The organism is Natrinema sp. LN54 (assembly GCF_052439245.1).
GTDB classification, from domain to species: Archaea; Halobacteriota; Halobacteria; order Halobacteriales; family Natrialbaceae; genus Natrinema; species Natrinema versiforme_A.
On sequence record NZ_JBQVRP010000001.1, the window covers coordinates 723,873 to 746,122 of the forward strand.

The window sequence follows — 22,250 nt, forward strand, 5'->3', positions numbered from 1 at the left end:
AGTCGTCGTCCGAGACCGAGCCGGACCGGTAAGCGCGGTGACCCTCAGGGGAGGGTTCTATTGGTCCGTCCGTCGTAGGGCGGTTCGAATGTCAGACCAGCTCCGGACGGACCGCGCTCGAGCGTATCCCCTCGAGTGCGACCACTGTCACTATCCGATCCCGGACGACCCCGTCGAGAGCGACGACGGGCGGTACTGTTCGACCGCGTGCCGCGACGCCGCCGGCGACGACTCGACGATGGCCGAGCCCGACGCCTACAAACGGGTCGCGACCGGCGTCGAGCCGCTCGACTCGCTCGTTCCGAACGGGATTCCCGCGGACTCGTTGGTCCTCCTCTCGGGCGACGAGGGGACTCGCCGCGCCGAACTGGGGATCGAACTCGCGTGGCGCGCCCTCGAGCGCGGCGAACCCGCCGTCGTCTGCTCGGTCGCCAACCCGCCGACGGCGACGCTCGAGCGATTCTACCAGAACGGCTGGAACGTGCTTCCTGCGCTCGAAAACGACCGGTTACGGATCATCGACTGCTTCACCTATCGGCTCGACGACCGAGACGGGTTCCTCGCCGACCGCAACGACTGGTCGACGTTCGTCGGCGAGGCCGCCGAAGACGCCATCGTCGACGTGCGCGATCCGAGCGACCGCAGCGAGCTGGCGAACGGGCTCCACGGCGCGCTCGACGACCTCGAGATGACCGAGACCGGGCTGGTCACGATCGACTCGCTGGACGACCTCGCGTCGGTGCTCAACGAACAGTCGGTTCGGGAGTTCCTCACGGACGTTCGGGCGACGGTCTGCAAGGCGCGGTTCGTGCCGATCGTCGCCGCCGCGACGACGGCGGAGCAGGGCAGCCCGCCGGTGGCGGCACACGTCTTCGACGGAATCGTGGATCTGCGACTGACGGACCAACTCACGCCGGAGGCGCGGCTCAAACAGCTCGCCGTCCGGAAACTGACCGGGGCCCAGTTCCTGCCCCAGTGGGTGACCTACGAACACGAACCCGCGCGCGGCCTGTTCGCGTTCGGTCCGAACACGGACGCGCGGCAGGTCTACGATTTCGGGAACGGGACCACACAGCCAGATCGGCCCCGGTAGCCGTCCGGCGCGGACACGGACGGACGAACGGAGAACGGTGCGAGTGCCAATGGTGACGGTTCACCGGAGCGTCGGCTCTCGTTCGGTCGCCGTCATCACTCCGTCGCCTGATCGGCCAGTGCGTACAGCGTGATCGGCCCCTCGTCCGAACGGTCGTTGCCGATGGCCCACAGCGTCTCGTCAGCGACGAACGGCGACGTGACCGTTCCGTGGGGGACATCGTAACTCCACACCAGTTCCCCGCTCGCTTTGTCGATCGCACGGATTCGTGCCTCGTCGCCGGGCCACGAGCCGGTGACGAGAAGGTTTTCGGTGACGACGGGGAGTGTGTCACTGCTCCCCGCCAGTCTGGGCCCGCCGTCAGGTTGAAACGACCACGTCGGGGTCCCGTCCGTCGGGTCGAGGGCGTACAGTCGATTGTCGTCGACGACGTAGACGTGCTCGTCATCGACGGTCACGCCCGTTCGCGGTGCGTCCCGCTGTTCGAACCGCCACGCCACAGTTCCGTCAGTCCGTGACAGCGCCGTGATACTGTCCGGACCGTCCGCGGCCTTCACCGGGAGGTAGACGTGGTCGGTATCGACGACGGGAATTCCTTCGCCGATCGGGAGCGTCGCGTCCCAGCGTCGTTTCCGTGACTCCAAATCGAACGCGACGACGTTCGCCATGTCGGCCGGTGCCTCGTCCGTCGTGAGGAACACCATCCTGTCATCGATCGCCATGTCCTCGGGATACAGGTTCCCGGCCGCGAGCGACGCCTGCCACTCGACGCGGTGGTTCGCCACGTCGACCACGTACAGTTTCGAAACGCCGTCGTCGGTCCGCGTCGTCGTGCCGACGTACGCTCGATCACCGTCGACTTTGAACGCCGTTGCGTGTTCGTCGTCGCTCTCGTCGAGGGGAATCGGGAGATCCCACCGTTTCCGGCCCGTTTCGGGATCGATTCCGATCACTTCCGAGTCGCGCGTCCGCTTGTTCAACACGAGAGTGACGACGACGCCGTTAGTACGCGCTACCGAGGCGCGGTGAGCGGTATACGGGTCTACGGCCGTCTTGCTGAAGCGCCAGCGAACCGCGCCGTCGGTCCGCGAGATCGCCGCGAGAATGTCTCGGTTGTTACTGATGAAGAGCGAGTCTTCGGAGAGAAGCGGTCCGCGACCGATCCGGCTGTAGTAGTCGACGTCGAGATCCCGTTTCCAGGCGAGGGACGGTTCGCTCGTCGTGACCGTCGCCCCCTGTTGGTACATACTGTTCCGAGTGTCGACGAAAATCTGATCGACGGTATCGTCACCGATCGTCCGACGTTGCTGGTCGCCGTCCGTGCGCGAGGAATTCGTCGACTCCGGATCGGATTCCCCGAGACAGCCGGCGACACCGGCAGCTGCGACTGATCCGATGACAGCGAACACCGTTCGCCGTCGGTAGGGAGAACTGCGTGACTCCATCGTCTCGGTGGAGCAACTAGACTGTAATAACGATACTTGCCGTTCGGAGGGAATCACCGATCGGAGACGGTCTCGGACCCTGACTGCGCTCGAGCGATCCGAATCGCGCTCGCGATCGGCCCCGTCTTGCATGCGAGCGCACGCTCAGCGTTTATCCGCTCGTTCGATTTAGCACCCACCGCAGCACTACGACCACCAGCGACCAGCGCGTCGATCGGGGCGAGTCAGCGATCGATATCGAATCCACAGCCGACGATCCACACAGTCATACCCATGAACGACCGATACGACAGCGACCGACGAGAGACGGACGATCGGGACGAGCGCTCGAGCAATACGGAGAACCGCCGTCAGAATCGACGTGAGGGACAGGGCCAAGAGACCGATCGGAGCCGGCAGGGCGGCGACCGCGGCTGGCTCCACGGCATGTTCAGCCGCGGCGACAGCGACGATGTCGGCGCGCAGGGTCCCGACCGGCGGGAGCGCGAGCGACGGCAAACGGAGGGCCAGCAGGGTTCATCCGGCGATACCGGCTGGGGGCGTGGTTCCGGCACGACCGTCGATCGAGAGCAACGCGGCGGGCAATCCGGCGGAGGGCAGGGCGACTACCCGCAGCGCGGCCGGTCCCAACAGCAACACGGACAGGGGACCCAGCGCGGCCAACGAGGCCAGCAACGCGATGAGCGTGGCCAGCAGTTCGGCCATCAGGAGACACAACAGCGAGGGCAGCAGTCCGGCCGACAGCGCGGGCAGCAGTCCGGCCGACAGCGCGGCCAATCCGGCCAACAGCAGGGCGGTCGCCAGCAGCGCAGCGGGTTCGAAACCGACGCGATGGACGAGGCGAACCTCGAGTACGGTGGCGAGGCCCGACACGAGCAGCGCCGCGGCGGACAGCAGGGCGGTATGCAGGGTCAGCAGGGAGGAATGCAAGACCAGCAGGGCCAGCGCGGACAGCAGCATGATATGCAGAACCGACAGGGTCAGCAGCGACAGGGTGACATGCACGGCCATCGCGGACAGCAGGGACAACAGCGCAGCGGCCAGTCCGATCGGAGCCAACAGGGCACACAGCGCGGCGAGGAACGGATGGGTGCCCAGCAGCGCTGGCACGAGAACCGGGATACCCAGTCCGATGCGACGGGACGCATGCAGGGCCAACAGGACCGCCACCACCGCGGCCAGCAGAGCGGAATTCGAGGCGAGGGACAGCAGAACCAGTCCCGGCGGGGCGGCGAGCAACACGGCAGCCAGTACCAGCAGGGCCAGCCCGAGTACGGTCGCCACCAGCGGAGCGAAGGCCACGAATCGGGGATGCAGCGCGACCGCGGCGGCGACCAGCGAGGAGGTCGATCGCAGCGTGACTTCGGGGACACCCAGCAGTACGACCGCGGCGGCGAGTACGGCGATACCGACGATCGCTCCGGCGGACGCATGAACCGAGAGCAACAATCCGGTGGCGGACTCGAGTACGAACAACGGGGACGGCGATCCGAGCAGGGTGACTGGACGGAGTCCCGCGAATCGGACCGAGGCTCGAGCGGCGACCGAAATCAGCAACGACAGGACGAGGACATGAGCAACCGTCGCCACGTCCACGAACGCGATCCCACCGCGGACGAGGATCGGGCCCGCGACGAGGACTGGTCGAGCTAACGCCGCGAGCGAGAGCGGAACCGTCGCTGCGAGCCGAAAACACACTCGTTTTTCCGCCGCCGTCCGATCGGCCGATATGAGCGGCACGTACGTCCTCGTCATCGACGTGGCCCGATCGACATCGATCGAGGTCGGCGCGCTGGGCGACCGCGAGTTCCCCGCCGGCGCGTACGCCTACGTCGGCAGCGCGTTCGGCCCCGGCGGCTTCGGTCGCGTCGACCGCCGTCAGAGCACGCTCTGACGAGGTCTCCCTCGCTGCGCTCGCGAGACCGCCACCGCGAACTCGCCGCGGGCGAGCACGAGACGCGCCACTGGCATATCGACTACTTGCTCGGGCACGGCGAGACGCGCCTCGAGGCCGCCATCACGTTCCCCGACACCGACCGGGAGTGCGAACTGGCGGCGTCGCTGCCCGGCGACCTGGTGCCCGCGTTCGGCGCCTCGGACTGCGACTGCGAGACGCACCTGCTCGCAGCGCCGGACGCGGCGGCGATTCGGGAGGCCGCGGTCGACGCGGGCGGTGTCCTCGAGTAGGTACTGTGCGGTCTCGGCAGCGGACCAATCGGAAGCGAATCGGAATCGAATCGCGAGAAAAAGCGGGGCGTCGACGCCGACGGCCGCGTTAGTCGTCGCTCGCTGCGAAATTGGCTGATTCGGCCTCAGCGGTCGCCTCGGGCGCGCCGGGCAGTTCGTTGCGGACGTCGTCGCTGCCCTGCTCGGTGATCGCTTCGTAGTAGGCCTCGGGCATGACCTTCACGAAGGCCTCGAGGGCGCGCTCCCAGTTTGCGAGCAGCAGTTGCCCGCGCTCGGAGCCGGTGTAGGCGACGTGGTTCTCGACGAGGCGGCGCAGCATCCGCTCGTCTTTCTCCTCGAGTTCGTCGTGGAGCGAGACCATGCCGGTGTTGGCCTTCGCCTCGAAGTCGTCGTCGGGGTCGTAGACGTAGGCGACGCCGCCGGACATGCCGGCCGCGAAGTTCGTCCCGGTCTCGCCGAGGACGGCGACGACGCCGCCGGTCATGTACTCGCAGCCGTGGTCGCCGACGCCCTCGACGACGGCCTTGGCACCGGAGTTGCGCACCGCGAAGCGCTCGCCGGCGACGCCGTTGACGTACAGTTGGCCGTCGGTCGCGCCGTAGAGCGCGACGTTGCCGATCGAGACGTTCTCAGTCGGATCGTAGGCCGCGGTTTCGGGCGTTCGGATCGTCAGTTTGCCGCCCGAGAGCCCCTTGCCGACGTAGTCGTTTGCGCTGCCGTCTAAGTGCATCGAGACGCCGCTTGCGAGGAACGCGCCGAAGCTCTGGCCGGCGGTCCCGTCCACGTCGAGGGTGATCGTGTCCTCGGGCAGCCCGGGCTCGCCGTAGCGGCTGGTGATGCGGTTCGAGAGCATCGCGCCGACGGTGCGGTCGACGTTCGTGACCTCGGCCTCGAGGCTGACCGGCTCTTGGTCCTCGATCGCGTCGGCCGCGGCCTCGATGAGGTCCCGGTCGAGTTGCTCCTCGAGTTCGTGGTCCTGCTCGCGGATCTTCCGGCGAACGTCGCTGCCGGGGTCCGCGAGGACCTCCGAGAGGTCGACGTTGCGAGCCTTCGGGTGGTCGACGTCGTCGCGTTGCTCGAGGACGTCGACCTGTCCGATCATCTCGTCGACGGTCTCGAAGCCGAGTTCGGCCATGATCTCGCGCAGTTCCTGCGCGATGAAGGTCATGTAGTTGATGACGTGTTCGGGCTCGCCGGGGAACCGCTTGCGCAGGTCCTCGCGCTGGGTAGCGACCCCGACCGGGCAGGTGTTCTTGTGACACTGCCGAGCCATCACGCAGCCGCTGGTGACCAGCGACCCGGTGCCGAAGATGTACTCCTCGGCTCCCAGCAGGGCGGCGACGGCGACGTCGCGACCGGTCTTGAGCCCGCCGTCGGTGGAGACGCGGATGCGGTCGCGGAGGCCGGTCGCACAGAGCATCTGGTTCGCCTCAGCGAGGCCGAGTTCCCACGGGAGGCCGGCGTTCTTGATCGAGGTGCGCGGCGAGGCGCCCGTCCCGCCGGAGTGGCCCGAGATGTGGACCACGTCGGCGTTGGCCTTCGCGACGCCGGCGGCGACCGTGCCGATGCCGGCCTCGCTGACGAGTTTGACGTTGATGTCCGCCGCTTCGTTGGCCGCTTTCAGATCGAAGATCAGCTGCTTGAGGTCCTCGATCGAGTAGATGTCGTGCAGCGGCGGCGGCGAGATCAGCCCGACGCCCGGCGTGGACTTGCGCACGTGGGCGATCATCTCGTTGACCTTCGAGCCGGGGAGGTGGCCGCCCTCGCCGGGCTTGGAACCCTGAGCCATCTTGATCTGTAGCTCGTCGGCGTTCGAGAGGTACGTCGAAGTGACGCCGAAGCGACCCGAGGCCACTTGCTTGACGTTACACTCGCGTTCGGTGTTGAACCGCTCCGGCGGTTCGCCACCCTCTCCCGAATTGCTCTTGCCGCCCAGCCGGTTCATCGCGATCGAGTTGTTCTCGTGGGCCTCCGGCGAGAGGCTTCCGAGGCTCATCGCCGCGGTCGAGAACCGCTCGACGATGTCCTTGATCGGCTCGACGTCCTCGACCGGAACCGGGTCGCGATCCGATTCGAACTCGAGCAGCCCGCGCAGGGTCTGGAGGTTCTGTTGCTGGTCGTTGATTTTCTCGGCGAACTCCCCGTAGCGCTCGTAATCGTTCGAGCGGACGGCCTGCTGGAGCGCGCCGACGGTATCCGGGTTCCACTGGTGGTGGATCCCGTCCGAGCGGTGTTCGAACTCGCCGTGGCGGTCGAGGTCCGACTCCTCGCCGTCGGCGTGGTCGAAGGCGGCCGCGTGGCGCTCGCGGAGGTCTTCCTCGATCTCGGCGAGGCCGATCCCTTCGGTACGGTTCTCGGTGCCCTCGAAGTACTCCGCGACGAGTCCGCTGTCGAGCCCGACGGCCTCGAAGATCTGGGCGCCTTGATAGCTCTCGACCGTCGAGATACCCATCTTGGCCATGATCTTCAGCAGGCCGTCCTCGACCGCGCCGACGTAGGCGTCGATGGCGACCTCGGTGTCGGCACCGTCGGGGCCGGCGGTGATGTCCTCGATGGTCTGGTAAGCGAGGTAGGGGTTGACCGCGCCGGCACCGTAGCCGACCAGCGTCGCGAAGTGGTGGACGGTACGCGGGTCGGCGGACTCGACGACGAGCCCGACGTGGTTTCGCAGCCCGTTGCGGACGAGGTGGTGGTGAACGCCACCGGTCGCCAGCAGGCTCGGGATCGCGACCCGATCCTCGTCGACGCGTCGGTCGGAGAGGATGATCACATCGGTTCCGGCCTCGATGGCCTCGACGGCGTCCGCTCGTACGCGCTCGAGTGCGGCCTCGAGGTCGGTACCGAGCTCCTCGCTTTCGGGCTCGTAGGTGATGTCGATCGTCGTCGCCGTAATGCCGTTAGCCGAGCAGTCACGAACCGACTCGAGTTCGGCGTCGGTCAGGATCGGCGAGTCGAGCACGAGCTGGCGGGCGTGTTCGGGCGACTCGTCGAGCAGGTTGCGCTGGAAGCCCAGCCGGCTCTCCATCGAGGTGACCAGTTCCTCGCGGATGTAGTCGAGCGGCGGGTTGGTCACCTGTGCGAACAGCTGCTTGAAGTAGGAGAACAGCGGCCGGTTGAACTCGGTGAGCACCGACAGCGGCGTGTCGTCGCCCATCGAACCGACGGGGTCTTTCCCCTTCTGAGTCATCGGCTCGATCAGGTTCTCGAGCTCGTCGTGAGTGTAGCCGAACGAGGCCTGGTAGTCGCGGAGGCCGTCGACGGGCTGCTGGGGCGATCGGTCGTCCGTGGTCCGGATATCGTCGAGGTGGACCTGCTCCTGAGCGACCCACTCGCCGTAGCGGTCGTCGGTGAGGTCATCGAAGACCTCCTCGTCCGGAATGACGCGGCCTTCCTCGGGGTCGGCGAGGAACAGCTGGCCGGGCTGGAGGCGGCCGCGCTCCTCGATATTTTCGGGTTCGGTCTCGAGCGCGCCGGCCTCGCTGGCCATGATGAGGCGGTTGTCGGTCGTCACGTCATACCGGCAGGGGCGAAGGCCGTTGCGGTCCAGTACCGCGCCGACGCGTTCGCCGTCGGTCGCCGCGACGAGCGCGGGGCCGTCCCACGGTTCGACCAGCGAGGCGTGGAAGTCGTACCAATCTTTCCGATCGGGGTCCATCGCGTCGTCGCCGCGCCACGCTTCGGGGACGAGCATCCGCAGGGCGTGCTCTAAGTCGCGGCCGTCCTGCATCAGCAGTTCGAGCGCGTTGTCGACGCTCGCCGTGTCGGACTGCTCGGGGTCGTCGATGATCGGTTTGACCGCCTCGAGGTCGTCGAGCACGTCGCTCTCGATGTCGGTCTCGCGGGCCCGCATCCAGTTGATGTTGCCCTGAATGGTGTTGAACTCGCCGTTGTGGATGATGTTCCGGTAGGGGTGAGCGAGGTGCCACGCGCCGAGCGTGTTGGTCGAGAACCGCTCGTGGACCATCACGAACGTCGACTCGAGTCGCTCGTCGGTGAGGTCGGGATAGTAAGACGGGACCTGAACGCCCTTCAGGAGCCCCTTGTAGACGACAGTCTTCGAGTCCAGCGAGACGACGTAGAAGCGCTCTTTGTGCTCGATATCCGCGTCTTCGACCGCGTTCTCGAGAGCGCGTCGGGCGACGTAGAGGCGACGGTCGAAGTCGTCGCCGGAGATGTCGTCGTCGGGCGTAACGACGACCTGCCAGACGTCGGGTTCCGAGTCGACGGCCGTCTGGCCGAGATCGTCGTTGTCCGTCGGAACGTCCCGCCACTCGAGGACGCCGAGGTCGTAGGTGTCGAACGTCTCCTCGACGAGCGAGACGAGTTCCTCGCGAGCCGCGGTATCCTGCGGCAGAAAGAGCGAGCCGACGGCATAGGTCTCAGGTAGGGAGGCGTCGAGAACGCTCTCGAAGAACGAATCGGACGTCTGGAGCATGATGCCGGCCCCGTCGCCGGTGTTTTTCTCCGCACCGGTCGTCCCGCGGTGCTCGAGGTTGCGAAGGAGTTCGAGTCCGTCGGCGACGACATCGTGGCCCCCATCCCCATCGAGGTCCATGACGACGCCGACGCCGCAGTTCGACCGTGCGTCCGCAGGGTCAGCGAGCCCCTGTGAACGCTCGGTGGATGGCGCTATCTGTGGCTGTGTCATACACACCCTTAGCGAGAACAACTATAAGAGGCTAACCCATTATGGCTAAGTGTATTATTAACACATATATATTAGTATAAGGTGTGGGGAAACCCTTAATCACCAGACGCGGGACTGTCGGCTGCTCGGATACTCGTCGCCGACCGAGAACGTCCGTCGGCCGCGTCACTGGACGAAACCCCCGTCCGGAAAGATCGACTTCCCGTCGACGGGGAAATGTCAGAGGCACGTAGTGTTCACCCACCAGAGTGAACACCACATGCTTCTAGTTAGTCTTCCGGGCTAAGCAATCTCGGGTTAAAGAGTTAGGTTCAGGTGAAACAGTCACTCACGGTCGGCGGTCGATATGCCTCGAGTCGAACCGCGAACGGCAGCGACGGCACGCACGGTTCGGCGACGAAAATCGTCCGCTCAGTAGGACTTCGCGAAGTACGCGATCTCGTCGGCGGGGTCGCCACAGACGCCACACTCGTCGGCGTCGGGTTCGGGCACCTCGCCGGCCGTCGATCCCCCTTCGTCCTCGAGGGGTTGCATGACGATCTCGGCGGCGATCTTCTCCTTGATGGCCTCCTCGCAGGCCTCGTCGCCACACCACGGCGTCTTCACGTAGCCGCCGTGTTTGCCGATCGTTCCGAGGATGTCCTCCGGGCTGTGAGCTTCGCGGACGTTCTCTTCTAAGTTCTCCTCGGCCGCCTCGTAGAGCTTGTCGTAGATGTCCTCGAGGTGCTCGTCGACCGCGTCGACGATTTCGTCGCGGTCCTCGACCGCTTCGGCGTTATCCGGCCGGTGGACCAGCGTGACCTCCTCGTCCTCGACCTCGTGGGGGCCGATCTCCAACCGGAGGGGAACGCCGTTGAGTTCGTGTTCGTTGAACTTGAAGCCGGGATTGCGCTCGTCGCGGTCGTCGAGTTCGACGCGGAAGCCGGCCGTCTCGAGGTCGTCGGCGATCTCCTCGGAGTACTCGAGGACGTCGTCTTTGGTGTCTTCCTGCCAGATGGGGACGATGACGACCTGCGTGGGCGCGACCGTCGGCGGGAGCACGAGCCCCTGATCGTCGGAGTGGGTCATGATGAGCGCGCCCAGCGCGCGCCACGAGAGGCCCCACGAGGTGGTGTAGGCCGTCTGTTCCTCCTCGTCCTCGTCGGCGAAGGTGATGTCGAACGCCTCGGCGAAGCTCTGCCCGAGGTTGTGGCTGGTCGCGCCCTGCACGGACTTGCCGTCGGGCATCAGTGCCTCGACGGTCGTCGTGGTGTCTGCACCGGGGAACTTGTCGTGTTCGGGCTTTTTGCCCCGCAGCACGGGAATCGCGAGCACGTCCTCGTAGAGTTCTTCGTACTGGCCGAGTCGGGTCCAGACCTCGTCCCACGCGCCCTCGTCGCTCGCGTGGGCGGTGTGGCCCTCCTGCCACATGAACTCCTTCGTCCGGAAGAACGGCTTCGTCTCCGTGGCCTCCCACCGAACCACCGAACACCACTGATTGAGCCGCATCGGCAGGTCGCGGTGGCTGCGGGTCCAGTCGGCCATGAAGGGCGCGATGATCGATTCGCTGGTCGGGCGAACGGCCAGTCGCTCCTCGAGTTCCTCGTGGCCGCCCTGGGTCACCCACGCGACCTCGGGGTCGAAGCCTTCGACGATGTCTTTCTCCCGCTCTAAGAAGCTCTCGGGGATGAACATCGGGAAGTAGACGTTGTCGACGCCGGTCTCCTTGAACCAGCCGTCCAGCGAGTCCTGAATGGCCTCCCAGAGGGCGTAGCCGCGGGGTTTGGTGACGATGAAGCCGCCCATCGGCGCGTAGTCCGCGATGTCGGCCTTCTGGACGACTTCGGCGTACCACTCGCCGGGCTTGTGCGATTTCGACTCGGTGATGCCGAGTTCTTGACTCTCGTCGCTCATTAGTACGACATGCAGTCAGCGCGGGCTTAAACCATGCGAAGGCCGAACGCCGACTCGCGAGTCGATCGCAGGGGCCACGTTGTCATGAGCCGGAACCACCGCGGCGGGAAACTATAAACGAAACATCTGTTTCCCCCGGTTCTCACACCTTTATGCGAGTCACGCCGGTATAATTCCGATATGAAAGCGATCGAAGTCGAGTCCTACGGCGACAGCGACGAACTCTCCGTGGTCGACGTGCCGACCCCCGAACCTGACGCGGGCGAGGTTCGAATCGACATCGAGTCGGCCGGGATCAACTTCGCGGACATCATGCAACGGCGCGGCCACTATCCGGACGGCCCCGACGCCCCCTACGTCCCCGGCATGGAAGCCGCGGGAACGGTCGACGCGGTCGGCGACGGCGTCGAGGACCTCTCGGAAGGCGACCGCGTCGTCGGCATGCTCGACACCGGCGGCTACGCCGAGTACGTCACCGCCGCCGCGGACCTGCTCTTCCCGATCCCAGAGGCGATGAGCTTCGACGAGGCGGCCGGGTTCCCCGTCCAGTTCCTCACCGCCCACGCGTGTCTCTTCGAGTGGGGCGGCCTCGAGGAGGGCGAATCCGTCCTCGTTCAGGCCGCAGCCGGCGGGGTCGGCACCGCGGCCGTCCAACTGGCGTCGAACGCCGGCGCTGAAGTCTTCGGCACCGCGAGCACGCGGGAAAAACTCGACCTCGCGGCCGATCTGGGCTGTGACCACCCGATCAACTACACCGAGACTGACTTCCGCGAGGTCGTCGAGGCCGAAACCGACGGCGAGGGCGTCGATCTCGTCCTCGAGAGCGTCGGCGACGACGTCTTCGAGCGCAGCCTCGACGCGATGACCCACTTCGGCCGGATGGTCACCTACGGCGTGGCAAGCGGCGTCCCCGCCGAAGTGAGCAACCAGCGCCTGCTCTTCGAGAACAAGACGGTCAAAGGGTTCCACCTCGGGCAGGCCTCCATGCACGATCCGTCGCGAGTCATGCAGGCCGTCCCCGAGTTGACCGAGGGACTCGCGGGCGGCGACCTCGAGATCATTCTGGGCGAGTCGTTCGCGCTCGAGGACGCGGCCGACGCCCACCAGTACATCGAAGCCCGGAAGAGTTCCGGGAAGGTCGTACTGAAGCCGTAACTCGGTGATCGAATCGTAAATCGAGCGGGAGCGACCGACCGATCAGAACGAGACGTCCCACTCGAGGTCGTGATCGACGAACTCGGCTTCGTCGAGCGGTTCGCCGCCCTCGAATCGGAACTCGCCGGCGACGGTTTTCCCCTCGAGCACGCCCGGCAGCCACAGGTGATCGTCGTCCCACATCCGGTCGTAGGGCACGTCATCGACGGGAACCCACTCCGGGTACGCCTCCTCGGAGACGCTGGGCTCGCCGGCGAACGAGCGGGTGCGGTAGACGTGACAGAAGGTGTGTACCTCGCCGTCGAGCAGGAATCGGAGTTCGCCCGCCTTCTCGAGGTCCGAGACCTCGAGGCCGACCTCTTCCTCGGTTTCGCGGATCGCACAGTCCCGGGGCGTCTCGCCGGGTTCGCACTTGCCGCCGGGACCGTTGTACCAGCCCTCGCCGAGCCCGCGGCGTTTCTCGATGAGCAGCACCTCGCGGTCGGCCGCAGCGTCACCGCCGTCTCGCAGCGGGAAACACAGCGTCGCCTCGATCATGGTTGGGGGTTCGCTCGGAGCGTGAAAAGGGTGTACGCTCTCCGAGGGGACTCGAGTTCGTGGGGAGACGATAGTCCGGAAAGGCTGTTCTGCTATCGTGGCAACAGGGGATCGCCACGCCCTCCCCAGCCGATTCGCTCACGCCTACCGGCGTTCGCTCATCCCTCGCGTGGGGTTGTGCGACAGGTCGCCCTCGACTCGCGGTTCCTTTCAGTCACCGCTCGCACTGACGACCTGTCGCTCAGCACGCGCCACGGCAGTACACCGCCGAAGAACGAGCCGATGTCACCCGTCCGCGTGCGAAAAGACGAACTCCCGAACCAGTTTCGCGGCCAGCGCGGCCGTCTGGCCGTCGTCGCGGTCGTTGACCTCGACAACGTCGAACCCGCTCGCGTGGGGTGCGACCGATCGCACCACGTCGCGGAGTTCGCGGGGCTCGAGGCCGAACGGCTCCATCGTCCCGGTTCCCGGCGCGTATCCGGGGTCGGCGGCGTCGATGTCGACGCTCAGGTAGACCTCGCGGTCCGCGAGTCGGTCGCCGGGCGACCACTCGCCCACCGCCTCGGGCGGAACGACGGTCACGTCGTCCGCAGCGGCGCGCTCCCACTCGGTTTCGCTGCCGGTGCGAGCCCCGAGGAGAACGACCTCCTCGACACTGTCGACGTCCTCAAGGATGCGCCGGGTGACGGCGGCGTGGGAGAGCGGATTCCCGTCGTAGGCGTCGTACAGGTCGAGGTGGGCATCGAGACAGACGAACACCTCGGGTTCGACCGCGCGGACGCCCGCGAGGGAGACGGTGTGTTCGCCCCCCAGCACCAGCGGGACGGCGTCGTTCCAGACGGCTTCCCGCAGGGTGCTCGCAAGGTACTCGAGGTACTCCGGAACGTCGTTCCACGCCCGAACGTCGCCGCGATCGGCGACGCCGAGGGTCGAAAAGTGCTGGTCCGTTCGGGAGTCGTAATCGTCGAACGGTTCGGCGAGAGAACGGATCCGTCGGGGCCCGAATCGGGTCCCCGGCTGAAAGGTCGTCGTTGCGTCCAGGGGCGCACCGACGACCACGAAGTTCGCGCCGTCACGGGTCGGTCGATCCGCCGTGTCGGTCGCCTCGCCGTCGTCGGTCGCCCCGGGAAACATCAGACGATCTTTCGCTGGTCTTCCATCTCGAGGTACTCGATGTTCTCGTCGGGGGAGACATCGATGTCGTCGGGGATGCGCATCGTGATCGTCTCGTAGGTCTCGAGGTCCATGACCTGCATGTCGTTGCCGTCGACGGAGACGACCTGTCCGTTTTTCCGCTCGATGATCGGGACCCAGATCTTCGCGTCGACCGGCTGGGAGAGCGAGCGCTTCTTGCCGTCGAAGACGCCTTCGGCCTCGACACGAGCCTTGGCGCTGCCGTGTTTGCCCGGCTTCGCCGTCGAGTAGGCGTTGATCTTACACGGCGTGTCGTCGATCATGACGTAGCTTCCTTCCTGGAGTTCGCGAACTTCGGTCTGCTGTTTCGCCATGTCCCGGCGTAATCAATCGACGTGCATAAACCGTTTGGAATGGCCGCTGGCGTGCGTTCGATGTGCTAACAGGGCCGGTTCAGGCGCCGATCCGACTCGGCTCAGTGCAGCGATTCGCAGATTGACGAAACCCTCATCCTTTTCATCTGGAGGCTGCAACCGGACGAATGTCCGGGTAAAAAACTCACATCCAGGCTGGACCGCAGAACTCACATCCATCCAGTCCACCCCGGACTTCTTCGAAACAGTCCGAAACCCGAAAGTCTACTGGCTACGTACGACGGTATCGACGCCGGCGGCACCGACGAGTCACTCGAGTCACCGTTCCGATACTCCAAGCCCCCCTTTTGAACCAGACGCCAGTAGAGACCCGGCGCGACCGTTCTCAGCGGAATCCGACGGACTCCGTCGACGGCTCCAGCGGACTCCGCGGTAAGCCGTCTCCGACATCGGGGTCGTTGTACGCCCGCGGCGCCACGTCGTTCGGTCCGTCGGGATAGCAAAGCGACGCCAGCCGCTGGATCTGGCCGCGGCCGACGCCGAGTTCGAACTGGCCGCCGCCGTACAGTCGCACGTCGCGCTCGTCGCAGTAGGCGATCGTCTCGCACAGCGACTCGAGCGAGCCGAAGCGCGAGGGTTTGATATTCAGCCAGTCGGGCTCCCACGGCAGCGCCTCGATGTCCGCGATCCCGTGGATCGGGGCGTCCCACGAGACGCGGGATCGCACGGCGGAGTCCTCGAAGAGCGGCCGCGTCTCGTCGGTCAGCGCCGGGTCCTCGATCACGGCCTCGGGGAATGCCTCGAGCACCCGCTCGTACAGGTCCGGATCGGCCGGCACGTCCACCTCGGTTCCCTCGTACCGCCCCTTCAGATCGAGGATGCGGACCGCGTCAGTCCCGACGGTCTCGCCGATGGCGGCCACCAGCTCCGCGTCCCACGCCGGGATGGGATCGAGCTTGAACTCGAGGTCGGGCACCCGCTCGCGCAGCGACTCGAGCCGGTCGGTCGTCGGCGGCTCGCCGAGTCGGGTGCTGGCGACGAACCGGACGGGATCGGACGTGCGCCCCAGTTCGCTCTCGAGGTCGGTCTCCGCTTGCCGGAGCGCGAGGTCCAGCGCGGCGCTCTCGAGGCTCCACCGCCGATAGTTTCGAAAGACCTCGCGGTCGGGCGCACCGCCCGGAAAGAGATCGCAGTCGGCGAGCCGCGCGGAAAACGAGTCGATCGTCCACTCGCCGGTCAGGTCGGGCAGCCCTGACTCCGCCAACCGGTCGTGGTCTTCGGTTTCGTAGGTCACGTCCTCGCCGCGGCCGGTCACCGTCCCGTCGCCGTCCGGTGCTGGCCCGGTAAGCGAAACCTCCGTCGTGACGCGGGTAAACTCGCTCGAGGTCTCGCGCTCGAGGCGGTCGGTCGATACCCCCTCGATCGTCAGCGGCAGGTCGGCGATTGCCTCGTACTCCATACCGGCCGTTCGATCCCGGCGTGGAAAGAAGCTCGGGGCCACCGCGATTTAGACCGTCTCTCCCGGGGACCGGGGTGCGCTCGAGGGCACCGACACGGTCCGAGTATGAGAGACCGGCTCGAGGTCGTCCGCTCGGAGGACGCGGTCGCGCCAGACGGCGTAGCCGGCCAGATTCCACGCGAGGCCGGGCGAGTGGTCGACGATTTCGCCGGAGATGTCCGGTGCGAACTCCGGGACCTCGTAGCGGTCGAAGACGGACGCGAGCGGCCCCGTCGAGAGGAAGCGATCGGCCGGGAAGTTGCCGTTGCCCTTCGGCTTGCTCCGGTCGTACTCGGGGTACCACTCGCCGAGCAGTCGCTTCGGGACGTGTTTGGGCTCGCCGTCGCGGACGTACCGTTCGGGCGAGGAGAGCCCGAGCGCGAGTTCGGCGACGGCCTTGCCCGCGAACGGGGTGTACATCTCACAGCCTCGCGCGAGGCCGGCCTGCCGCCAGACGGTGACGGCGTCTTCACAGAAGAAGTCGATCCACTGCCCGACGTGGACGTGCTGTGCGTAGCTGTCCCCGCCGGCGTCGGGAACGCGGTCCATCGCGTACTCGTAGCGCTCGCGCTGTCGTCGCTCGTACTGTCGGCGACCGATCGTCTCGACGACGGAGGGCACGTCCGTGTAGACCGCGAACTGGAGTCCCTGCCCGTCGGGATCGGACGGATGTCGGCGGAGTCGCTCGAGCACGTCCCGGTGTTGCTGCAGTTTCGCCACGACCGGCGGGACGTACCCGAGATGGCGTGTCATCCAGACTTTGCGAGCGACCTCGAGCGAGCCGCCGAGGCCGAAGACGGCGTCCGCGACCTGTCCGCTGACGAGCGTGTCGGAGCCCTCAAACTCGCGGTAGATCCCGTCGAACGTCGGCGTCTGGAGCTGGTGGGGCGGCATCCCCAGCGCGTCGACGGCCACCTCGAGACGCTCGAGGTACGAGGATTCAGACATTTCGACGACCTCGCGGTCGGTCTCGACGAGGTCGTTCGCCCGGTCGGCGTACTCCCGTTCGAACTCGAGTTCGGGCGTGTCGAAGGCGCCGGTGACGCTCTCGGTCGGGTTCGTCAGGTAGGGCTCGAGGACGGTCGAATCGACGCCGCCGGAGAGCATGAGCGAGGCGTCGTCCGCGATCGGGGCACAGACCGCCGACAACACCTCGTCGAGCCGGTCGTGTGCGCTCGTAGGAGAGAGATCGGGCTCGGGCTCGAGCGTCTCCGTCAGTTCGGTTCGGGGCGTGGTCTCTCCGGGCGTCCACGTGAGCGTCTCGCCGTGGCCGAGGCGGTGGATCCGCTCGACGTAGGAGTCGATCGGCGTCGTCCGGTAGAGCAGGTGGTCGGCCTTCGCCCGGTCCGGAACCGTCCGATCGGCGGGCTCGAGTCGGGCGAGGGCGTTCCGGAACAGGTCGGTGAGGACGGGCTCGCCGCTCGAGTCGAGGCAGTAGAACACCTCGTAGGCCGACGTGATGCCGCGGTGGGCGCGTATCGTCGGCTCGTCCGCGCGAGATGAGAGGACGATGATCGTTCCCTCACCGGGCAGCGAGTCGTGGAGTGCTTTGATCGCCTCGAAATCCGCTCCGGCGTCGATCTCCGCGCGGAGTTCGTGTGCGTGCGTTCCACAGAGGATCCACCGGCGCTCGTCCCGACTGACGACCTCGGCGTTGGGATTCGCGAGCAGTACTGTCGGCATTACCCGTCCGAACCGGCACATCGGACATTGTAATGGAATGGATACTCCGCTCGAGGCGATATTCAGTCGCCGATGAACTGTATGTCATCACTCGTCGCGGCGCTGGCGCAGGTTTTGTCGCGTGAACTGCGGTCGCGTCCCGATCGATGTCGGCGAGCGGAAGGATCGGTAGAGCTGGATCGTCACGAACACCGCAAAGACCGCCGCGACGACCGACGCTCTCGGTGCCTCGAGCGCGTAGAGGACGCCCATCGAGAACAGCGACATCGTGAGCAACATGCCGTAGACCAGCCGTTTGGCGAGGTCTTCGAAGACGTCCGCCGAGTCCTCGACGCCGATGCGGACGTGGAGGTCGTCGCGGTCGAGCCGGTCGAGCGCCCGCTCGGCCTTGGGTGCGAGTCTGGTCAGCGACTCACCGGTCCGACGGAGCTGTCGGCCCGTCTCGTCTATGTACTGCCGGATCGACTCCTCGCGATACCCCTGCTCGGTCAGGTAGTCGGTCGCGACCGAGATGAAGTCGAAGTCCTCGTCTAACGTGACACAGACGCCTTCGACCACGGTCGCGACACGCAACACGAGCGCGAGGTTCTTCGGGAGCCGGAGCGGGAACTCGTAGATCGAGTCCTCGATCTGGCCGACGATCTGGTTGACGCGGTACTGCTCGACGTCCTCGCCGCGGGCGTCTTGAATGGCGATCTCCATCACCTCGGCCATCACGCCGCGGTCGGCGTCGGGGGACAGCGTGCCGATCTCGACGAGCGCGTCGAGGATGCCGTCGATATCTTGGTTGGCGACGGCGATGTAGAAGTCGACGATCTTCTCTTGGACGAACGGATCGACCCGACCGGACATCCCGAAGTCGTAGAAGACGATCCGCCCGTCGTCGGTCACCGCGAGGTTGCCCGGATGCGGATCGGCGTGGAAGACCCCGTCGTCCATGATCATCTGCAGGTACGACCGCTCCAAGTTCTCCGCGATCGTGGTCCGGTCGATCCCCTTACGCTCGAGTTCCTCGACATCGTTTATCTTCGTCCCCTCGACGTACTCCATCGTGAGCACGCGCGGGCCGGAGTGGCTCTCGATCACGTCGGGGATCATGAAGCGATCGTCGCCCGCGAAGTTGCCCCTGATCTCGGCGAGCATCTCGGCCTCGCGCTCGTAGTCCATCTCCTCGCGGATGGTCTTCGAGAACTCCTCGGCCAGGTTCTCGAGCGAGAACGACCGGGCGTCGTCGACGAAGTACAGCAAGATCGGTAGTGACCACTTGATGACGCGCAGATCGGCCCGAACGAGGGCCTCGATGTCCGGTCGGCGGACCTTCACGGCGACGTCGCGGCTCCGCTCGCCGTCGGCAGGGGTCGCCGCTGCATCGCCGTCGACGCCGTCACCGTCTCCCGTCTCGGCGTCGGGCTCGAGGCGGGCCCGATAGACCTGTCCCAGACTCGCGCCGCTGATCGGCTCGGTGTCGAATTCCGCGAAGCGCTCGTCGACGGGACCGAGTTCCGCCTCGAGCACCCGTTTCGCCCCGGGCCAGGGGGCCGGCGGCACGTCGTCTTGCAGCGACGCGAGCACGTCGATGTACGCCGGCGGGAGCACGTCCGGGCGGGTCGACAGCAATTGGCCGAGTTTGATGAAGGTCGGCCCGAGAGTCAGCAGCGACTCGAGCAACACCTCGGCCCGGTGGCGGTGCGTCTCGGAATCGACCTGCCGGCGCCGGCCGAACAGCAGGAAGCGCCGTCGGTCGCGGGCGTAGGCGAGCAACAGCGGGAGGAACTGCCACGCGACGACGACGAACCGCTTATAGGCGCGGAGGGAGGCCAGCCTCGGTCACCCCGCGTTAGGCGTCCTCGTCGACGATATCGATCGTCGTCTCCTCACCCGCGCCGCGTTTCGGGAGCGTCACCTCGAGGACGCCGCGGTTGACCGTCGCCTCGGCCCCGGCGTCGGAGGCGTCGTCGGGCAGCGGGAGGTCGACGTCGAGAAAGAGCGAGCGGTTCTCCTCGAGGTAGCGGTAGTCACCCGTGGGCTCTTTGTCGCGGTGGGCGTCGATGGATATCTCTCCCTCTTCGATCGCGAGGTTGAGCGACTCGGCGGAGACGCCGGGCACGTCGAGCACGAGCAGGTAGGCGTCCTCGCTCTCGAGCAGATCGAAAAAGACGTCATCGGAGAGGTCCCGCAACGCGTCGCGGAGCGCTGACATAGATACTGGTTCGAACGCCGATACGAAAAAGGCCGCGGTCGCGGCGATCCGAACTCGTACGAGGGATAAGGAAATACCCTGTTGCCACGATAGCAGCACGCTCTCACCCATCACGTCAACTCTGGGCAGATAATTCCATACATGCGGAAGGGATAGCGTAATCGTCCGGAAAAGGCAGCGTCCTGCTATCGTGGCAACACGGAGGAGCCACGCCCTCCCCAACCGATTCGCTCACTCCGTTCGCTCATCCCTCGCGCAATGTCATCGGCCGCCTTCGCTAGCGCTCAGACGGCCGACAGCGCGCGCCACCCCAAGCTGGCCCCTCGAGTCGCGCGGTCGGCGACGGGTTCCCCCACGCTTTTGCCCTCCGACGACCCGATTCAGGGTATGGAAGGTGCCGACCGAGAGCGGACGGAAGCCGGGTTCAAGGTTCGGACGCCGGTCGACGAGGCGCGCCGGATCCTGCGGGACGCAGTCGAGGGGAGTGGCGACGCCGACGCGGACGTCCCCTGCGGGACCGAGACCGTCGACGTCGACCGCGCGGACGGCCGCGTCCTCGCCGCCCCCGTCACGTCCGCTCGAGACGTGCCCCACTACGAGCGGGCGGCGATGGACGGCTACGCCGTTCGGGCCGCGGACACGTTCGGGGCCAGCGACCGGTCGCCGGAGGTGTTGCGCATCGCCGAACCGGCCGAGGCCGGCGGCGAGCACGCCACGGCCGACCGCATCGACCCCGGGACGGCCGCGCGGGTCCACACCGGTAGCGCGCTCCCCGAGGGCGCCGACGGCGTCGTCATGATCGAGCGGGTCACCGAACTCGAGTCGGCGGGCGAACTCGAGGTCGAGGACGCGATCGCGGAGGGGGAAAACGTCGCGCCCGTCGGCGAGGACATCGAAGAGGGCCAACACCTCTACGACGCGGGCCACCGGCTCCGGCCGTCGGATCTGGGACTGTTGCGGTCGGCGGGCTACGGCCGCGTCGCGGTCGCCCGACAGCCCACGGTCGGCGTGATTCCGACGGGCGAGGAACTCGTCGCGGGCGACCCCGACCCCGGCGAGGTGGTCGAAACCAACGGGCTCACCGTCTCGCGGCTGGCCCAGCGCTGGGGCGCTCGCGCGACCTACCGCGACGTCGTCACCGACGACCCCGAGTCGCTTCGCGTGGCGATCCAGCGGGATCTGACGAAGGACGTGATCGTCACGACCGGCGGCTCGAGCGTCGGGGAACGCGACCTCTTACCCGAGGTGATCGACGATCTCGGCGAGGTGCTCGTCCACGGCGTCGGCCTCAAACCCGGCCACCCCGTCTGTCTCGGAATCGTCGAGGAGACGCCCGTCCTCGCACTGCCGGGGTATCCCGTCGCCTGTATCGTCAACGCCGTCCAGTTCGTCCGGCCGGTCCTGCGCTGGCTCGAGGGAACGACCTCCGACCCCCACCCGACTACGCGGGCCCGACTCGAGCGCAAGATCCCGAGCGAGCCCGGCACGCGGACGTTCGCACGGGTGCGACTCGAGGAACGCGACGGCGACGGGGTGGAACCGGGCGGCGACGAGCCGAATTTCACGGCGATTCCGACGCGAACCAGCGGGTCGGGCGTCCTCTCGAGCGTCGCGCTGGCCGACGGCTGGGTGGTCGTCGACGACGACCGCGAGGGGATTTCGGCCGGCGAAACGGTCGCCGTCGAGGACTGGGAACCGAACGCCTGAGCTAGTAGCTTCGTTCTTTTCGTCGGTGTCGCGTGACGAGTAGGAGCCCCGCTACGAGGGCGACGACAGCGAATACTGCAGTGAGGACCGGCCGCTCGGCGGCGACGGAGCCGGCGGCGGCGAAGAGCGATCGCTGCCGCCCGTAGTAGACGACCGCGCCGACGGCCGCGTAGAACAGGACGGTGCCGGCCGCCGTGTAGACGCCGAACCGGACCGGCGACATGCCGGCGAGCGCCGCCGGGATGGAGACGACGGATCGCAACGCCGGCAGGAATCGGCCCCAGAAGACCGACGACTGTCCCCAGCGGCGGAACCACTGCCGGCCGCGTTCGGTCGCGTCCTCGGAGACGTTGATCCGCTCGCGAAGGCGGCCGAGTCCGCGCGAGCCGGGGCCGCGAAACGCGTAGAACGGGACGAAAGCTCCGACGGTCCCGCCGACGGCCGCCGCCGCGACGAAGACGAGAAACGAAATCGGATCGACGATCAACAGCGCGGCCGCGGCCGGGACGACGACCTCGCTCGGAAAGAACGGGAAGAGCATCGATGTCTCGAGGAACGTAAAGACCAACAGTGCGATCGGGCCGTACAGTTGAATGAAGCGCAGTGCGGCCGTCCCGAAATCCGCCATAGTCGGGGTAGGAACGGGTGACGTATCACCGTTTGGTCAGCGTACTCGGGGAAGGGGAGACGGCGTTT

Annotated in this window: 15 protein-coding genes and 1 pseudogene; 5 read left to right on the top strand and 11 right to left on the bottom strand. The window is 66.7% G+C overall.

The genetic code is table 11. From position 1 onward, the window contains the following. Positions 1-88 precede the first annotated feature (88 nt). On the top strand, positions 89-1,093 hold the full coding sequence (locus tag ACT4ML_RS03640; protein ID WP_444719636.1) for an RAD55 family ATPase: 1,005 nt from the start codon (positions 89-91) through the stop codon (positions 1,091-1,093). Between the two features lie 95 nt (positions 1,094-1,188). Here ACT4ML_RS03640 and ACT4ML_RS03645 read toward each other — a convergent pair whose 3' ends face one another. Next, on the bottom strand, positions 1,189-2,340 hold the full coding sequence (locus ACT4ML_RS03645; protein ID WP_444719637.1) for a PQQ-binding-like beta-propeller repeat protein: 1,152 nt from the start codon (positions 2,338-2,340) through the stop codon (positions 1,189-1,191). A 471-nt stretch (positions 2,341-2,811) separates the two neighbouring features. Here ACT4ML_RS03645 and ACT4ML_RS03650 point away from each other — a divergent pair, with 471 nt between their 5' ends. Beyond that, positions 2,812-4,191: a hypothetical protein gene (locus ACT4ML_RS03650; protein WP_444719638.1), complete on the top strand. Its 1,380-nt coding sequence runs from the start codon at positions 2,812-2,814 to the stop codon at positions 4,189-4,191. Positions 4,192-4,267: 76 nt separating this feature from the next. Further along, positions 4,268-4,725, top strand: a pseudogene (locus ACT4ML_RS03655) (GIY-YIG nuclease family protein). A gap of 88 nt (positions 4,726-4,813) precedes the next feature. Here ACT4ML_RS03655 and gltB read toward each other — a convergent pair. Then, positions 4,814-9,373 carry a glutamate synthase large subunit gene (gene gltB, locus ACT4ML_RS03660; RefSeq protein ID WP_444719639.1) on the bottom strand — a complete coding sequence of 1,520 codons (4,560 nt, stop codon included), beginning with the start codon at positions 9,371-9,373 and terminating at the stop codon, positions 4,814-4,816. Between the two features lie 411 nt (positions 9,374-9,784). After that, positions 9,785-11,266, bottom strand: coding sequence for a proline--tRNA ligase (proS, locus tag ACT4ML_RS03665; RefSeq protein WP_444719640.1), 1,482 nt, complete (start codon positions 11,264-11,266; stop codon positions 9,785-9,787). 180 nt (positions 11,267-11,446) lie between these two features. On the opposite strand from proS, the gene ACT4ML_RS03670 reads away from it, so the two are divergent. Then, complete coding sequence (locus tag ACT4ML_RS03670; protein ID WP_444719641.1) at positions 11,447-12,421, top strand: quinone oxidoreductase family protein; 975 nt, start codon at positions 11,447-11,449, stop codon at positions 12,419-12,421. A gap of 42 nt (positions 12,422-12,463) precedes the next feature. On the opposite strand, the gene ACT4ML_RS03675 is transcribed toward ACT4ML_RS03670, so the two are convergent. The 7 genes from ACT4ML_RS03675 to ACT4ML_RS03705 all read right to left on the bottom strand — a co-directional run bounded on the left by ACT4ML_RS03675 (position 12,464) and on the right by ACT4ML_RS03705 (position 19,847). After that, positions 12,464-12,958, bottom strand: a complete 495-nt coding sequence (locus ACT4ML_RS03675) for an 8-oxo-dGTP diphosphatase (RefSeq protein WP_444719642.1) — start codon at positions 12,956-12,958, stop codon at positions 12,464-12,466. A gap of 285 nt (positions 12,959-13,243) precedes the next feature. Next, positions 13,244-14,092: an agmatinase gene (gene speB / locus ACT4ML_RS03680; protein ID WP_444719643.1), complete on the bottom strand. Its 849-nt coding sequence runs from the start codon at positions 14,090-14,092 to the stop codon at positions 13,244-13,246. Beyond that, on the bottom strand, positions 14,092-14,466 hold the full coding sequence (locus ACT4ML_RS03685) for a translation initiation factor IF-5A (RefSeq protein WP_138243805.1): 375 nt from the start codon (positions 14,464-14,466) through the stop codon (positions 14,092-14,094). The genes speB and ACT4ML_RS03685 overlap by 1 nt, the downstream gene beginning before the upstream one ends. Positions 14,467-14,851: 385 nt before the next feature. Then, positions 14,852-15,925 carry a hypothetical protein gene (locus ACT4ML_RS03690; protein ID WP_444719644.1) on the bottom strand — a complete coding sequence of 358 codons (1,074 nt, stop codon included), beginning with the start codon at positions 15,923-15,925 and terminating at the stop codon, positions 14,852-14,854. Positions 15,926-15,973: 48 nt separating this feature from the next. Then, on the bottom strand, positions 15,974-17,647 hold the full coding sequence (locus ACT4ML_RS03695) for an asparagine synthase-related protein (protein WP_444719645.1): 1,674 nt from the start codon (positions 17,645-17,647) through the stop codon (positions 15,974-15,976). Positions 17,648-17,734: 87 nt separating this feature from the next. After that, positions 17,735-19,408: an ABC1 kinase family protein gene (locus ACT4ML_RS03700; protein ID WP_444719646.1), complete on the bottom strand. Its 1,674-nt coding sequence runs from the start codon at positions 19,406-19,408 to the stop codon at positions 17,735-17,737. A 76-nt stretch (positions 19,409-19,484) separates the two neighbouring features. Further along, entirely contained in the window at positions 19,485-19,847 is a 363-nt protein-coding gene (locus ACT4ML_RS03705; RefSeq protein WP_444719647.1) for an Hsp20/alpha crystallin family protein, read from the bottom strand. Positions 19,848-20,234: 387 nt separating this feature from the next. Here ACT4ML_RS03705 and ACT4ML_RS03710 point away from each other — a divergent pair, with 387 nt between their 5' ends. Further along, positions 20,235-21,554, top strand: coding sequence for a molybdopterin molybdotransferase MoeA (locus ACT4ML_RS03710; protein WP_444719648.1), 1,320 nt, complete (start codon positions 20,235-20,237; stop codon positions 21,552-21,554). 1 nt (position 21,555) lies between these two features. On the opposite strand, the gene ACT4ML_RS03715 is transcribed toward ACT4ML_RS03710, so the two are convergent. After that, complete coding sequence (locus ACT4ML_RS03715; RefSeq protein ID WP_444719649.1) at positions 21,556-22,182, bottom strand: DedA family protein; 627 nt, start codon at positions 22,180-22,182, stop codon at positions 21,556-21,558. Between the last annotated feature and the right edge of the window lie 68 nt (positions 22,183-22,250).

Bases quoted from the DNA above. Each gene is read 5' to 3' on its own strand.
- ACT4ML_RS03640 (WP_444719636.1), top strand. From the start codon at position 89: ATGTCAGACCAGCTCCGGACGGACCGCGCTCGAGCGTATCCCCTCGAG.
- ACT4ML_RS03645 (WP_444719637.1), bottom strand. From the start codon at position 2,340: ATGTACCAACAGGGGGCGACGGTCACGACGAGCGAACCGTCCCTCGCC.
- ACT4ML_RS03650 (WP_444719638.1), top strand. From the start codon at position 2,812: ATGAACGACCGATACGACAGCGACCGACGAGAGACGGACGATCGGGAC.
- gltB (WP_444719639.1), bottom strand. From the start codon at position 9,373: ATGACACAGCCACAGATAGCGCCATCCACCGAGCGTTCACAGGGGCTC.
- proS (WP_444719640.1), bottom strand. From the start codon at position 11,266: ATGAGCGACGAGAGTCAAGAACTCGGCATCACCGAGTCGAAATCGCAC.
- ACT4ML_RS03670 (WP_444719641.1), top strand. From the start codon at position 11,447: ATGAAAGCGATCGAAGTCGAGTCCTACGGCGACAGCGACGAACTCTCC.
- ACT4ML_RS03675 (WP_444719642.1), bottom strand. From the start codon at position 12,958: ATGATCGAGGCGACGCTGTGTTTCCCGCTGCGAGACGGCGGTGACGCT.
- speB (WP_444719643.1), bottom strand. From the start codon at position 14,092: ATGTTTCCCGGGGCGACCGACGACGGCGAGGCGACCGACACGGCGGAT.
- ACT4ML_RS03685 (WP_138243805.1), bottom strand. From the start codon at position 14,466: ATGGCGAAACAGCAGACCGAAGTTCGCGAACTCCAGGAAGGAAGCTAC.
- ACT4ML_RS03690 (WP_444719644.1), bottom strand. From the start codon at position 15,925: ATGGAGTACGAGGCAATCGCCGACCTGCCGCTGACGATCGAGGGGGTA.
- ACT4ML_RS03695 (WP_444719645.1), bottom strand. From the start codon at position 17,647: ATGCCGACAGTACTGCTCGCGAATCCCAACGCCGAGGTCGTCAGTCGG.
- ACT4ML_RS03705 (WP_444719647.1), bottom strand. From the start codon at position 19,847: ATGTCAGCGCTCCGCGACGCGTTGCGGGACCTCTCCGATGACGTCTTT.
- ACT4ML_RS03710 (WP_444719648.1), top strand. From the start codon at position 20,235: ATGGAAGGTGCCGACCGAGAGCGGACGGAAGCCGGGTTCAAGGTTCGG.
- ACT4ML_RS03715 (WP_444719649.1), bottom strand. From the start codon at position 22,182: ATGGCGGATTTCGGGACGGCCGCACTGCGCTTCATTCAACTGTACGGC.